This window comes from Bradyrhizobium sp. (assembly GCF_047605465.1).
Lineage (GTDB): Bacteria > Pseudomonadota > Alphaproteobacteria > Rhizobiales > Xanthobacteraceae > Bradyrhizobium.
Genome location: NZ_JASGFS010000057.1, coordinates 30001 through 44769, shown reverse-complemented (window position 1 = coordinate 44769; position 14769 = coordinate 30001). Strand labels below are relative to the sequence as shown.

Genomic DNA, 14769 nt, shown 5'->3' with positions numbered 1-14769 from the left:
TCGCCGCGCAGTCGGCCAAGCAGGTCATCGTGCAGAAGGTGCGCGAGGCCGAGCGCGACCGGCAGTACCAGGAATTCAAGGACCGCATCGGCGACATCGTCAACGGCGTGGTCAAGCGCGTCGAATACGGCAGCGTGATCGTCGACCTCGGCCGCGGTGAAGCCATCATCCGCCGCGACGAGATGCTGCCGCGCGAAGTGTTCCGCAACGGCGACCGCGTCCGCGCCTATATCTTCGACGTCCGCCGCGAGACCCGCGGTCCGCAGATCTTCCTGTCGCGCACCCATCCGCAGTTCATGGCGAAGCTGTTCGCGCAGGAAGTGCCGGAAATCTACGACGGCATCGTCGAGATCAAGGCGGTCGCCCGCGACCCCGGCTCGCGCGCCAAAATCGGCGTGATTTCCCGGGATTCCTCGGTGGATCCGGTCGGCGCCTGCGTCGGCATGCGCGGCTCGCGCGTGCAGGCTGTGGTGAACGAGCTGCAGGGCGAGAAGATCGACATCATTCCGTGGTCGCCCGACATCGCGACCTTCGTGGTCAACGCGCTGGCGCCGGCTGAAGTCTCCAAGGTCGTCATCGACGAAGACCGCGAGCGCATCGAGGTGGTGGTGCCCGACACCAACAACCAGCTCTCGCTGGCGATCGGCCGCCGCGGCCAGAACGTGCGTCTGGCCTCGCAGCTCACCGGCTGGGACATCGACATCCTGACCGAGCAGGAGGAATCGGAGCGCCGCCAGGCCGACTTCGAGAACTCCACCCGCGTCTTCATGGAATCGCTCAACGTCGACGAAGTGGTCGGCCAGCTGCTGGCGTCCGAAGGCTTCACCTCGGTCGAGGAACTCGCGATGGTGGACCTCAAGGAACTCGCCGGCATCGAGGGCTTCGACGAGGAGACCGCGGAAGAGCTGCAGAACCGCGCCCGCGAATATCTCGAGCAGCAGGAGGCCGAGATCGAGGCCAAGCGCAAGGAGCTCGGTGTCGAGGACGCCGTCAAGGACGTTCCGGGCGTCACTTCCAAGATGCTGGTGAAGTTCGGCGAGAACGACATCAAGACGGTCGACGACCTCGCCGGCTGCGCCACCGACGACCTGGTCGGCTGGACCGAGCGCAAGGAAGGCGGCGAGCAGACCAAGCATGTGGGCGCGCTCGACGGCATCGACATCTCCCGTGACGACGCGGAAGCGATGATCATGCAGGCGCGCGTCAAGGCCGGCTGGATCACCGAAGCCGACCTCGCCAAGCCGGGCGAAGAGGCCGAAACGGCCGAAGATCAACCGGCTTAAGGGCGAAGGAGGATGTCGCCCGGATGCTCGCCAGCGTTGACCCCGAACTCGACCATGGACCGCGGACCGAAAGGTCCGCGACCATGCGCATGTGCGCGGTCAGCCGCGAGGTCCGGCCGATCGACGAGCTGATCCGCTTCGTCGTGTCGCCCCAGGGCGACATTGTTCCCGATCTCAAGCGCAAACTGCCCGGACGGGGCATCTGGATATCCGCATCGCGGCAGGCGGTTGCGGAAGCCGTGCGTCGTCACCAATTTAGCAAGGCCTTCAAGCGCGAGCTGCGCACTCCCCCGACGCTTCCGGCAGACACGGAGACGCTTCTGGTTCGAAGCGTGACGGAAGCCCTTGGGATCGCCGCCAAGGCCGGCCAGATCGTCGCCGGCTTCGGCAAGGTCGAAAGCGCCCTGCGGGAAGGCACGGTCGAGGCCCTGATCCACGCCAGCGACGGGGCCGCGGACGGAATCCGTAAATTGGACATGCTGGCGCGGCAAAATGACGGAAATCGTGGCGCCAAGCCGCCGATTCCCATCGTCACCGCATTGAAATCGGCAGAATTGGATTTGGCACTCACCCGGTCAAATGTGATACATGCTGCCCTGCTCGCGGGCCCGGCGAGCAGGTCATTCCTGTCACGTAGCCAGATGCTGGTCCGATACCGGCTGGCGGACGAAGACAAGACGACCGAAAAGCGCGGCCAGGATTTCTGAGAGATAACGACGACCCGATAGGACGGTGCGGCAACGCACAACACTGATAAATCAGGATTAGGACTGCTGAATGGTTGATACCAAGACCCCTGGCGACAAGAAGCTGAGCGTTCCGAGCAAGACGCTATCGCTCAAGCCGCGCGTCGAAACGGGCACTGTCCGCCAGAGCTTCAGCCATGGCCGCAGCAAGCAGGTCGTGGTCGAGAAGCGCGGCAAGCGCCGTATCGACGGCACCCCTGAGCCGCAGGTTGCCGAGGCGCCGAAGCCCGCGCCCGCCGCCCCTGCGCCCGCTCCCGCACGCCCGGCGCCGCCGCGCAATGCCGGCTCCGGCGTGGTGCTGCGGACCCTGACCGAGGACGAACGTTCCGCCCGCGCCAGCGCGCTGGCCGATGCCAAGGTGCGCGAAGTCGAAGAGCGTCGCCAGGCCGAGGAAGAGGCCCAGCGCCGCGCGGTCCGCGAGGCAGCCGAACGCGCCGAGCGCGAAGCCGCCGAATCCCGCCGCAAGGCCGAGGAAGAGCGTCACCGCCACGAAGACGAAGCCAAGCGCAAGGCAGAGACCGAAGCCAAGAAGCGCTTCGGCGAAGGCGAACAGCCGCAATCGGCCGCTCGTCCCGCGGCAGCGGCGCCCGCGACCAGCGCTCCGCGCAGCACCGCGCCGGCCACGACCCGTCCCGCGACGACGACCACCGCACGCCCGGCAACGACCACGCCGCGGCCAGGCGGCCCGTTGGGTCGCGCCCCCGCGGTTGCGGCCGGACCGGACGAGGACGAGGGTCCGCGCCAGATCCGTCGCGGTCCCGGCGGCGCCGCCCGTCCCGTGGCGGCTCCCAAGACCACCCACAAGCCCGGCCCGCAGAAGGAGCGCGGCCGCCTGACCGTCGTCACCGCGCTGAATGCCGACGAGGTGCGTGAGCGTTCGATCGCCTCGTTCCGCCGCCGCACCCAGCGTCTGAAGGGTCATGCCTCGAACGAGCCGAAGGAAAAGCTCATCCGCGAGGTGACGATTCCGGAAGCGATCACCATCCAGGAACTCGCCAACCGCATGTCCGAGCGCGCGGTCGACGTCATCCGCATGCTGATGAAGCAGGGCGCGATGCACAAGATCACCGACGTGATCGACGCCGACACCGCGCAGCTCATCGCCGAAGAGCTCGGCCACACCGTCAAGCGCGTTGCCGCGTCCGACGTCGAAGAGGGTCTGTTCGACCAGGTCGACGATTCCACCGACACCGAGACGCGTTCGCCGGTTGTGACCGTCATGGGTCACGTCGACCACGGCAAGACCTCGCTGCTCGACGCGCTCCGCCATGCCAACGTGGTCTCCGGCGAAGCCGGCGGCATCACCCAGCATATCGGCGCCTATCAGGTCTCCTCGCCCGAGAGCGGCAAGAAGATCACCTTCATCGACACGCCCGGCCACGCCGCGTTCACCGCGATGCGCGCCCGCGGCGCCAAGGTCACCGACATCGTCGTGCTGGTGGTCGCCGCCGATGACGGCGTGATGCCGCAGACGATCGAAGCCATCAACCACGCCAAGGCGGCGCGGGTGCCGATCATCGTCGCCATCAACAAGATCGACAAGCCCGACGCCAAGCCCGAGCGCGTGCGCACCGAGCTGCTCCAGCACGAGGTGCAGGTGGAGTCCTTCGGTGGCGACGTCGTCGACGTCGAGGTGTCCGCCAAGAACAAGACCAATCTCGACAAGCTGCTCGAGATGATCGCGCTGCAGGCCGACCTGCTCGACCTCAAGACCAATTCGGAGCGTCCGGCCGAAGGCACCGTGATCGAAGCCAAGCTCGATCGCGGCCGCGGCCCGGTCGCGACCGTGCTGGTCCAGCGCGGCACCCTGCGGATCGGCGACATCATCGTCGCCGGCGCCGAGATGGGCCGCGTCCGCGCGCTGATCTCCGATCAAGGCGAGACCGTCCAGGAGGCCGGCCCGTCGGTGCCGGTCGAAGTGCTCGGCTTCAATGGTCCGCCGGAGGCCGGCGATCGTCTCGCGGTCGTCGAGAACGAAGCCCGCGCCCGCCAGATCACCAGCTACCGCGCGCACCAAAAGCGCGAGAACGCGGCAGCCTCGATCTCCGGCATGCGCGGCTCGCTCGAGCAGATGATGTCGCAACTGAAGACGGCGGGCCGCAAGGAATTCCCGCTGATCGTCAAGGCCGACGTGCAGGGCTCGCTCGAAGCGATCCTCGGCTCGCTGGAGAAGCTCGGCACCGACGAAGTCGCGGCCCGCATCCTTCATGCAGGCGTCGGCGGCATCTCGGAATCCGACGTGACGCTCGCGGAAGGCTTCAATGCCGCGATCATCGGCTTCTCGGTTCGTGCGAACAAGGAGGCCGCTGCGGCCGCCAAGCGCAACGGCATCGAGATCCGCTACTACAACATCATCTACGACCTCGTGGACGACGTGAAGAAGGCGATGAGCGGCCTGCTCGCGCCGACCCTGCGCGAAACCATGCTGGGCAACGCCGAGATCCTGGAGATCTTCAACATCTCCAAGGTCGGCAAGGTCGCCGGCTGCCGCGTCACCGACGGCACCGTGGAACGCGGCGCCAACGTGCGCCTGATCCGCGACAACGTCGTCGTGCACGAAGGCAAGCTGTCGACGCTGAAGCGCTTCAAGGATGAAGTGAAGGAAGTCCAGGCCGGTCAGGAATGCGGCATGGCCTTCGAGAACTATCACGACATGCGTGCCGGTGACGTGATCGAGTGTTATCGAGTGGAGACGATCCAGCGCTCCCTGTAAGTCCAAATCTTACCGAAGCGCACGGATCTTTTTTGAACTGAAATTGCGAGAGTGCGATGGCCGGATTGATTCCGGCCATCGGCCTCATTCGTTTCGACAGGACAAACGACGATGCTCGTGCCCAGGCGCGGGCATGACGAGGTGATTTCCCGAACATGCCCCGCCATCATCAGAAGAAGAGTTCCGCACCCGGAGGCTCGCAACGCCAGCTGCGCGTCGGCGAGCAGGTTCGCCACGCGATGGCCGAGATTCTGGCGCAAGGCAATGTGCATGATGCGGACCTCGAAGGTCACATCATCACCGTGCCGGAGGTACGGATGTCGCCCGACCTGAAGCTCGCAACAGTTTACGTCATGCCGCTCGGTGGCCGCGACACCGGGATCGTCATCGCTGCGCTCGAGCGCAACAAGAAGTTCCTGCGCGGCGAGGTCGCGCGGCGCGTTAACCTGAAATTTGCACCTGACATTCGCTTCCGCGTCGACGAGCGATTCGACGAAGCGGAACGGATCGAGAAGCTTTTGCGAACACCTGCGGTGCAAAAGGACCTGGAAAGAGATCTGGATTCAGATCGGGAAGAAGAACAATGATTATCGACCCCGCTCACGGCACGATCGACAGCGAAGAGCCCGGTTCGCGCGATCTGCAGAAAAATAATTTTGCGGACGTCCGCGACGACATCCAGCCGCATCAGGAGCCGCGCCGCGTCAACAACGATCCGCGCGCCCGGCAGCAGAAGGGCAATCAGCCGCGCCGCGACCGGCGCGACGTTCACGGCTGGGTCGTGCTCGACAAGCCGGTCGGCATGACCTCGACGCAGGCCGTCGCCGTGCTCAAGCGCTTGTTCAACGCCAAGCGCGCCGGCCATGCCGGCACGCTCGATCCGCTCGCATCCGGCGGCCTGCCGATCGCGCTCGGGGAGGCGACCAAGACGGTTCCCTTCGTCATGGACGGCCGCAAGCGCTATCGCTTCACGGTATGCTGGGGCGAGGAGCGCGACACCGACGATATCGAGGGGCGGGTGACCGCAACCTCCGCCGAGCGCCCGACCCGGGAGGCGATCGAAGCCCTGCTGCCCCGCTTCACCGGTGTGATCGAGCAGGTTCCGCCCCGCTATTCCGCCATCAAGGTCCAGGGCGAACGCGCCTATGACCTGGCCCGCGACGGCGAAGTCGTGGAACTGGCTCCCCGCCCGGTCGAGATTCACCGTTTATCCCTTGTAGATCAACCAGATAACGACCGCGCTGTGTTCGAAGCCGAGTGCGGCAAGGGAACCTATGTCCGTGCCCTCGCCCGCGATATGGGCCGGATTCTCGGCACTTTCGGCCATATTTGCGCGCTGCGGCGGACCCTGGTCGGCCCATTTGGCGAGAACGACATGATTCCGCTGGATCAGTTGGAGGCTTTGTGCGATAGAGCCGCGTCCGGCGAGGGCAGCCTCGCCGACGCGCTTTTGCCCGTTGAGACCGCGCTGGACGACATCCCGGCACTGGCCGTCACTCGGGCGGATGCGGCAAGGCTCCATCGGGGCCAAGCCGTTTTGTTGCGCGGACGGGATGCGCCCACTTGTAGCGGCACAGTCTATGTCACGGTGGCAGGCCGTCTTTTGGCGCTTGCTGAAGTTGGCAATGGCGAAATCATCCCCAAGCGTGTGTTCAACCTGACCGGGCTGACTGCCAGCACCGGTCGCAACGAGAGAAATTGACGATGTCGATTGCCGCAGAACGCAAAGCGGAAGTCATCAAGACGAATGCCACCAAGGCCGGCGACACCGGCTCGCCCGAGGTTCAGGTCGCGATCCTTTCGGAACGCATCAACAACCTCACCAACCATTTCAAGACGCACGTGAAGGACAACCATTCGCGCCGCGGTCTCTTGAAGCTGGTCTCGACCCGCCGTTCGCTCCTCGACTACCTGAAGAAGCGGGACGAGGCGCGGTACAAGGCGCTGCTCGAGAAGCACAACATTCGTCGTTAAGTGTTCCTGCGCGCGCCATCGGCGCGCGTTTTTGCGCGTGGTTTCGAACGAAAGCGCTTATTTAAAGGTTTTTGATCGAGGCTATGCGCACGTCGGGTGCGGGCCAATGACGATTCGCATCCGGGGCACGATGGTTGAATACCGCGAGCCGGTATTCGTGTTCGTGCCGACTGACCAGCCCAACAGCAATCCGGCGGTTGGGCGCAACGGGCAAGGCGCCCGTATGACCCGAAAGGATGGACGCCATCCGAAATCCGAAAACCATGGCAGGATCGCAGGACGCTGATCGCCCGCTCCGATCAGCGTCCCGCAATCTTGCGCATGGTTTTTGTTTTTCGAGCCGTCCTTCTTTCGAGAACCCATGAAAGAAGACCTCTATGTTCAATAAGCATTCAGTCGAGATCGACTGGGGCGGACGCCCTCTCAAGCTTGAAACCGGCAAGATCGCCCGCCAGGCCGACGGCGCCGTCGTGGCCACCTATGGCGAGACCGTGGTGCTCGCCACCGTCGTCGCCGCCAAGGCGCCGCGCGAAGGCGTCGACTTCCTGCCGCTGACCGTCGACTACCAGGAGAAGGCCTACGCCGCGGGCCGCATTCCCGGCGGCTATTTCAAGCGCGAGGGCCGTCCGACCGAGAAGGAGACGCTGGTCTCCCGCCTGATCGACCGTCCGATCCGTCCGCTGTTCGTCGACGGCTGGCGCAACGAGACCCAGGTGATCGTCACCGTGCTCTCGCACGACATGGAGAACGATCCCGACATCGTGGCGCTGGTTGCGGCCTCCGCCGCGCTGACCTTGTCCGGCGCGCCCTTCAAGGGTCCGATCGGCGCGGCACGCGTCGGCTTCGCCAATGACGAGTTCATCCTCAACCCGACGCTCGACGAGATGGTCGACACCCAGCTCGACCTCGTCGTCGCCGGCACCGCCGATGCCGTGCTGATGGTGGAATCGGAGGCCAAGGAACTCAACGAAGACGTGATGCTCGGCGCCGTGATGTTCGGTCATCGCCACTTCCAGCCGGTCATCAACGCGATCATCGAGCTCGCCGAGAAGGCCGCCAAGGAGCCGCGCGAAGTCACCGTCATCGACAATTCGGCGATCGAAAAGGAAATGCTCGGCCTGATCGAGCAGGAGCTGCGCGCCGCCTACGCGATTCCCGTGAAGCAGGAGCGTTATGCCGCGGTCGGCGTCGCCAAGGAAAAGGTGCTCGCGCACTACTTCCCTGAAGGCCAGGAGCCGAAATACGACAAGCTGCGCGTCGCCGGCGTCTTCAAGGAGCTCGAAGCCAAGATCGTCCGCTGGAACATCCTCGACACCGGCAAGCGCATCGACGGCCGCGACTCCAAGACGGTGCGCAACATCGTCGCCGAAGTCGGCGTGCTGCCCCGCGCCCACGGCTCGGCCCTGTTCACCCGCGGCGAAACCCAGGCGATGGTCGTGACCACGCTCGGCACCGGCGAGGACGAGCAGTACATCGACGCGCTGTCGGGGACGTACAAGGAAACGTTCCTGCTGCACTACAACTTCCCGCCCTACTCGGTTGGTGAGACCGGCCGTCTCGGCGGCACCAAGCGCCGCGAGATCGGCCACGGCAAGCTGGCCTGGCGCGCGATCCACCCGGTTCTGCCGCCGCACCACGAATTCCCCTACACCACGCGCGTGGTGTCGGAGATCACCGAGTCCAACGGCTCGTCGTCGATGGCTTCGGTGTGCGGCGCCTCGCTCGCGCTGATGGACGCCGGCGTGCCGTTGAAGCGGCCGACCGCGGGCATCGCGATGGGCCTGATCCTCGAAGACAAGCGCTTCGCGGTTCTCTCGGACATCCTCGGCGACGAGGACCATCTCGGCGACATGGACTTCAAGGTGGCTGGCACCGAGCAGGGCATCACCTCGCTCCAGATGGACATCAAGATCGAGGGTATCACCGAGGAGATCATGCGCGTCGCACTGGCCCAGGCCAAGGACGGACGCATTCACATCCTCGGCGAGATGGCCAAGGCGCTGACCGCGGCCCGCGCCGAGCTCGGCGAATACGCGCCGCGCATCGAGACCTTCAAGATCGCCACCGACAAGATCCGTGAAGTGATCGGCACCGGCGGCAAGGTGATCCGCGAGATCGTCGAGAAGACCGGCGCCAAGGTCAACATCGAGGACGACGGCACCGTGAAGGTCGCGTCCAGCGACGGCGAGGCGATGAAGGCCGCGATCAAGTGGATCAAGTCGATCGCGTCCGATCCCGAAGTCGGCCAGATCTATGACGGCACCGTCGTCAAGGTGATGGAGTTCGGCGCCTTCGTGAACTTCTTCGGCTCCAAGGACGGTCTCGTCCACATCAGCCAGCTGGCTTCGGCGCGCGTGCAGAAGACCTCCGACGTCGTCAAGGAAGGCGACAAGGTCAAGGTCAAGCTGCTCGGCTTCGACGACCGCGGCAAGACCCGCCTCTCGATGAAGGTGGTCGACCAGACCACCGGCGAAGACCTCGAGGGCAAGGAAAAGTCGGCGGATGGCCAGCAGGCTCCGCGCGAGGCGGCCGGCGAGTAATCTCGCAGCACCGCAGAAACAAGAAGGGCGGCCTTGCGGCCGCCCTTTTTATTTGTGTCCGCGTCGGGCGATCCGCACCCTCTCCCGCTTGCGGGAGAGGGTGCATTAAACACGAGGCGAGATCGGCGAACCTCACGCCACGATGTCGTACCGGTCGAGGTTCATCACCTTGGTCCAGGCCTTGGCGAAGTCCTGCACGAACTGCTGCTTGGCGTCCGACGAAGCGTAGACCTCGGCGAAGGCGCGGAGCTGCGAGTGCGCGCCGAAGATCAGGTCGACGCGCGTGCCGGTCCACTTCACCGCGTTGGTCTTGCGGTCGCGGCCCTCAAAGGTGCCGTCGGCCGCCGGAGTCCATTGCGTGCTCATGTCGAGCAGGTTGACGAAGTAGTCGTTGCTCAGCGTGCCCGCCTTCGCGGTCAAGACGCCGGCCTTCGAACCATTCGCATTGGCGCCGAGCACGCGCAGGCCGCCGACCAGGACGGTCAGTTCGGGACCCGTCAGCTTCAGAAGCTGCGCGCGATCGACCAGGGCTTCTTCCTGCTGCAGGAACTGATGCCGCTTGCCGACATAGTTGCGGAAGCCGTCGGCCCGCGGCTCCAGCGGAGCGAAGGAATCGACATCGGTCTGGTCCTGCGAAGCATCCATGCGTCCCGGCGTGAAGGAGACCTTCACGTCGACGCCGGCATCCTTCGCGGCCTTTTCGACCGCGGCGGTCCCGCCGAGGACGATCAGGTCGGCGAGCGAGACCTTCTTCTCGCCGGACGATGCGTTGAACTCCTTCTGGATCGCTTCGAGCTTGCCGAGCACCTTGGAGAGCTGGGCCGGCTGGTTCACCTCCCAGTCCTTCTGCGGAGCGAGGCGGATGCGCGCGCCGTTGGCACCGCCGCGCTTGTCCGAACCGCGGAAGGTCGAGGCCGACGCCCATGCGGCCGAGACCAGCTCGGACACCGAGAGGCCCGACGCCAGGATCTTGGTCTTCAGTGCAGCGATGTCCTGATCGCTGGCCAGCTCGTGATTCACGGCCGGAATCGGATCCTGCCAGATCAGCGTTTCCTTCGGCACCAGCGGGCCGAGATAGCGCTGGATCGGACCCATGTCGCGATGGGTGAGCTTGTACCAGGCGCGGGCGAAGGCGTCCGCGAACTGATTCGGGTTCTCCAGGAAACGGCGCGAGATTTTCTCGTAGGCCGGATCGAAGCGCAGCGAGAGGTCGGTGGTCAGCATCGTCGGCCGATGCTTCTTCGACTTGTCGAACGGATCCGGAATGATCGCGTCGGCACCCTTGGCCACCCATTGCTGGGCGCCCGCGGGGCTCTTCGTCAATTCCCATTCGTACTTGAACAGGTTCTCGAAGAAGTTGTTGCTCCACTTGGTCGGCGTCGTGGTCCAGGTCACCTCGAGGCCGCTGGTGATGGAATCACCCGCCAGGCCCGACGCGTGCTTGCTCTTCCAGCCGAGGCCCTGATCCTCGAGCGCACCAGCTTCCGGCTCCGGTCCGACCAGCGACGGATCGCCCGCGCCGTGCGTTTTGCCGAAGCTGTGGCCGCCGGCGATCAGCGCGACGGTCTCCTCGTCGTTCATCGCCATGCGGAAGAAGGTCTCGCGGATGTCCTTTGCCGCGGCGACCGGATCCGGCTTGCCGTTCGGCCCTTCCGGATTGACGTAGATGAGGCCCATCTGCACCGCGCCGAGCGGCTCGGCAAGCTGGCGTTCGCCGCTGTAGCGCTCGTCGCCGAGCCAGGTGCCTTCCGGACCCCAATAGAGCTCTTCCGGCTCCCAGACGTCGGCACGGCCGCCGGCGAAGCCGAAGGTCTTGAAGCCCATCGATTCCAGCGCGACGTTGCCGGCCAGAACCATCAGATCGGCCCAGGAAATCTTGCGGCCGTACTTCTGCTTGATCGGCCAGAGCAGGCGGCGCGCCTTGTCGAGATTGGCGTTATCGGGCCAGCTGTTGAGCGGCGCGAAGCGCTGCTGACCGGCACCGGCGCCGCCACGGCCGTCGGTGGTGCGGTAGGTGCCCGCGCTGTGCCAGGCCATGCGGATCATGAGGCCGCCGTAATGACCGAAGTCGGCGGGCCACCACTCCTGTGAGTCCGTCATCAGGGCCGTCAGGTCCTTGACGACCGCGTTCAGGTCGAGCGTCTTGAATTCCTTGGCATAATCGAACTCCTTGCCCATCGGGTCGGACAGGCTGGAATTCTTGTGCAGCATCTCGATGCTGAGCTGGGTTGGCCACCAGTCACGGTTCGCCGGCACACGTTTTCCGCCCGAAAACGGGCATTTCGAATTGTCGTCCATGATCACCTCCTCTGGTGGCGTCAGACTCCGCCATGAACCAGGTAGAACCACTCTAAAGGGCGCATTCCATCAGGTGAAGTTGACTTTAATGATCGCTGCGATAGGATTTTCTGATGATCAACGTGACGATGCGGCAGCTCCGATATTTCGATGCGCTGGCGCGCCATGGTCATTTCGGACGCGCGGCGGAAGCCTGCTCCATCTCCCAGCCCGCCTTGTCGATGCAGATCAAGGAGATGGAGGAGGCGCTCGGCGGTCTTTTGCTGGAACGCAGCGCCCGGCAGGTGGCCCTGACCCGGTTCGGCGAGGAACTCGCCCATCGCGTCCGCGACATCCTGCGCTCGGTCGATGAACTCGGCGACTTCGCCCGCGCCTCGCGGAACCGCTTCGCGGGTCGCCTGCGGATCGGGATGATCCCGACGATCGCGCCCTATCTGCTGCCCACGATCACCAAGAATCTCACGCGCCTGCACCCCGAGCTCGATATCCGCGTCCGCGAGACGATGACGCCGAAGCTGATCCAGGAGCTCGTCGAAGGACGGCTCGACACCGCCATCGTCGCGCTGCCGGTGTCGGAGCCTTCGCTGACCGAGGTCGCCTTGTTCGAGGAGAAGTTCCTGCTGGTGCGGCCGGGGGCCGACGAGGGAACGCCGACGCCGTCGCGCGAGATGATGCGGGAGATGCGGCTGTTGCTGCTCGAGGAAGGACACTGCTTCCGCGACCAGGCGCTGTCCTTCTGCAACATGCAGTCCGCGCCGCCGCGGGAGATGCTGGATGCGAACTCGCTCTCGACGCTGGTGCAGATGGTCAGCGCGGGGATCGGCGTCACCTTGATTCCCGAGATGGCGGTGCCGGTCGAGACCCGCTCGGCTTCGGTGTCGCTCTCGCGCTTCCGCGATCCGCAGCCGTCGCGGACCATCGGCATGGTCTGGCGCAAGACCAGTCCGCTGGCGCGGCAGCTGCTGCAGATCTCGGAAGTGGTCTGCCTGTCGGCCGGCAAGGTCCGCTCACGGCAAGTCGCGCGCGGCCAGCACGCCTAGGCGAGGCGTTGCGCGCGGAATTTTTTCCGATCACCGGGGATCATCCATTCTGATGTCCCGGCGCCGCCTGCGCCGGGCCTGACCAACAGGGAGGCTCTCATGCCGGATCCGGTCATCCGCCCCGCGCGCCCGGACGAATATGACGAGGTCGGCAACGTCTGGATGAAGAGCTGGGTCTCGACCGGGCTCGGGGAGCCGAGCAACTTCCTGCTCGCGAATTTGCGCGCCCGTGTCCGCCACGAGATCGAGAGCGGCTGGAGCCTGTTCGTCGCCGACGATCACGGCACGATCGCAGCCATGCTCGCATTGCATCTGCCGAAGCGCTATCTCGACCAGCTCTTCGTCGCGCCGGATTACCAGGGCCAATCGCTCGGCCGCCGATTGCTCGCCTTCACGCGAACGCAAATGCCGGATGAGATGTATCTGCGCTGCGTGCGCGAGAACGAAAAGGCCTGGCGCTGGTACGAGCGCGAGGGCTTCGTGTTCGAGAAGGAAGAGACCGAGCCGTCGAACGGCTTCGTGATGAAATACTACCGGTGGAAGAAGGAAGGAAAAGCCTCATGATCAAGCTCTATTGGTCGCCCCGCTCGCGCTCCTTCACCACGCTCTGGCTCATGGAGGAAAGCGGGCTGCCGTATGAGCGCGTGCTGACCGACATTTCGACCGGTGCGCAGAAGGCGCCGGACTTCCTGAAGGTCAATCCGATGGGCAAGGTGCCGGCACTGGCCGACGGCGACGCATCGCTCGGCGAGGCAGCGGCGATCTGCGCCTACATTGCCGATCGCTATCCCGAGACGAAGCTCGCACCGGCCGCCACCGATGCGCGCCGCGCGCGGTATCTGCAATGGCTGTTCTTCTCGCCGGGCTGTATCGAGCCCGCGATCATCCAGATCTTCACCAAGATCGAGGTGCCGACCTCCACCGCGGCCTGGGGCAGCGCGACGCAGGTCTTCGACGTGCTGGATGCCGCGCTCGCCCAGGGGCCGTGGATTCTCGGCGAGGACTTTTCAGCGGCCGACGTGGTCGTCGGCTCGGGCCTGAACTTCGCGGTGCGTCTGTTCAAGATGGTGCCGTCGCGGCCGGCCTTCGATGCCTATCTCGAGCGCTGCATGGCGCGGCCGGCGTTCCAGCGCGCGGAGAAGATCGCGGCAGGGTGAATCAGCTCTCGTCAGGCCGGCAACGCGAAGCGTAGCCACGCTCTCCAAGCAAATATTGAGAGACGGCGGGCACGTCGCTGACGCTCCTTTGCCCAACCAGCCGGCGCCCTATTCCGGCGCCTTCAAATCGTCCGGCCTCGGCATCAGGACGGTGTTGTAGCCGGAATCGACGTAGTGGATCTCGCCGGTCACGCCGCCGGAGAGGTCCGACAGCAGATACAGCGCCGAACCGCCGAGCTCTTCGAGGGTGACGCCACGGCGGAGCGGCGCATGCTTCTGCATGAACGCGAACATCGCACGCGCCTCGCCGATGCCGGAGCCCGCGAGCGTGCGAATGGGGCCCGCCGAGATCGCGTTGACGCGAATGCCGCGCGGCCCGAAGTCGGAGGCGAGATAGCGTACGGAGGCTTCCAGCGCCGCCTTGGCGACGCCCATCACGTTGTAGTTCGGCATCGCGCGCTCGGAGGCGCCGAAGGTCAGCGTGATCATGCTGCCGCCCTCCGTCATCAGCTCGGCAGCGCGCTTGGCGACTTCCGTGAAGGAGAAGCAGGAGATCACCATGGTGCGCGAGAAGTTCTCGCGGCTGGTGTCGGCGTAACGGCCCTTCAGCTCGTTCTTGTCGGCAAAACCGATCGCGTGGATCACGAAATCGAGCCGGCCCCATTTCTCGCGCAGCGCGGCGAAGGTGGCATCGACGCTGGCGATATCCTCGACGTCGCAAGGCAGCACCAGTTCGACGCCGAGCGACTCCGCCAGCGGCTTGACGCGCTTGCCGAGGGCCTCGCCCTGGAAGGTGAAGGCAAGCTCAGCGCCGTGGGCATGCAGCGTCCTTGCCATGCCCCACGCGATCGAATGATCATTGGCGATACCCATGATCAGACCGCGCTTGCCCTTCATCAGTCCTTCCATTGCGCAATCACTCTCCGCTGTCCATCATGCGCGGGCTTGTCCCGAGCATCCACTTTCTTCCGCAATAGGGAGCCAATACGTGGATGGCCGGGACGAGCCCGGCCATGAC

General features: G+C 65.1%; 13 protein-coding genes. 11 read left to right on the top strand and 2 right to left on the bottom strand.

Going from position 1 to position 14769, the window contains the following annotated elements; genetic code table 11:
- The 8 genes from nusA to pnp form a co-directional block, all read left to right on the top strand.
- Window positions 1-1283: transcription termination factor NusA (gene nusA, locus QM712_RS29030; RefSeq protein ID WP_415026590.1), on the top strand; the 1283-nt coding region annotated here is incomplete at its 5' end.
- 23 nt (window positions 1284-1306) lie between these two features.
- Window positions 1307-1990, top strand: coding sequence for an RNA-binding protein (locus QM712_RS29025; protein ID WP_415026589.1), 684 nt, complete (start codon window positions 1307-1309; stop codon window positions 1988-1990).
- A 70-nt stretch (window positions 1991-2060) separates the two neighbouring features.
- Complete coding sequence (infB, locus tag QM712_RS29020) at window positions 2061-4742, top strand: translation initiation factor IF-2 (RefSeq protein WP_415026588.1); 2682 nt, start codon at window positions 2061-2063, stop codon at window positions 4740-4742.
- 155 nt (window positions 4743-4897) lie between these two features.
- A complete protein-coding gene (gene rbfA / locus QM712_RS29015) occupies window positions 4898-5329 on the top strand; it encodes a 30S ribosome-binding factor RbfA (RefSeq protein ID WP_415026587.1) in 432 nt (143 codons plus the stop codon).
- Window positions 5326-6444, top strand: coding sequence for a tRNA pseudouridine(55) synthase TruB (truB, locus tag QM712_RS29010; RefSeq protein ID WP_415026586.1), 1119 nt, complete (start codon window positions 5326-5328; stop codon window positions 6442-6444). The genes rbfA and truB overlap by 4 nt, the downstream gene beginning before the upstream one ends.
- A 2-nt stretch (window positions 6445-6446) precedes the next feature.
- Window positions 6447-6716 (top strand): 30S ribosomal protein S15, encoded by a 270-nt coding sequence (rpsO, locus tag QM712_RS29005; protein WP_018644188.1) that lies wholly within the window; start codon window positions 6447-6449, stop codon window positions 6714-6716.
- Between the two features lie 106 nt (window positions 6717-6822).
- Entirely contained in the window at window positions 6823-7002 is a 180-nt protein-coding gene (locus QM712_RS29000) for a hypothetical protein (RefSeq protein ID WP_415026585.1), read from the top strand.
- A gap of 91 nt (window positions 7003-7093) precedes the next feature.
- Complete coding sequence (gene pnp, locus QM712_RS28995) at window positions 7094-9256, top strand: polyribonucleotide nucleotidyltransferase (RefSeq protein WP_415026584.1); 2163 nt, start codon at window positions 7094-7096, stop codon at window positions 9254-9256.
- Window positions 9257-9388: 132 nt separating this feature from the next.
- Here pnp and katG read toward each other — a convergent pair whose 3' ends face one another.
- On the bottom strand, window positions 9389-11554 hold the full coding sequence (katG, locus tag QM712_RS28990; protein WP_415026583.1) for a catalase/peroxidase HPI: 2166 nt from the start codon (window positions 11552-11554) through the stop codon (window positions 9389-9391).
- Window positions 11555-11667: 113 nt separating this feature from the next.
- Between katG and QM712_RS28985 the strand changes: the two genes are divergently transcribed.
- The 3 genes from QM712_RS28985 to QM712_RS28975 all read left to right on the top strand — a co-directional run bounded on the left by QM712_RS28985 (window position 11668) and on the right by QM712_RS28975 (window position 13751).
- Window positions 11668-12594 carry a hydrogen peroxide-inducible genes activator gene (locus QM712_RS28985; RefSeq protein WP_415026582.1) on the top strand — a complete coding sequence of 309 codons (927 nt, stop codon included), beginning with the start codon at window positions 11668-11670 and terminating at the stop codon, window positions 12592-12594.
- Window positions 12595-12693: 99 nt separating this feature from the next.
- A complete protein-coding gene (locus QM712_RS28980) occupies window positions 12694-13158 on the top strand; it encodes a GNAT family N-acetyltransferase (protein WP_415026581.1) in 465 nt (154 codons plus the stop codon).
- Window positions 13155-13751, top strand: coding sequence for a glutathione S-transferase family protein (locus QM712_RS28975; protein ID WP_415026580.1), 597 nt, complete (start codon window positions 13155-13157; stop codon window positions 13749-13751). The genes QM712_RS28980 and QM712_RS28975 overlap by 4 nt, the downstream gene beginning before the upstream one ends.
- A 108-nt stretch (window positions 13752-13859) precedes the next feature.
- Here QM712_RS28975 and fabI read toward each other — a convergent pair whose 3' ends face one another.
- Window positions 13860-14660, bottom strand: a complete 801-nt coding sequence (gene fabI, locus QM712_RS28970) for an enoyl-ACP reductase FabI (RefSeq protein ID WP_415026579.1) — start codon at window positions 14658-14660, stop codon at window positions 13860-13862.
- Between the last annotated feature and the right edge of the window lie 109 nt (window positions 14661-14769).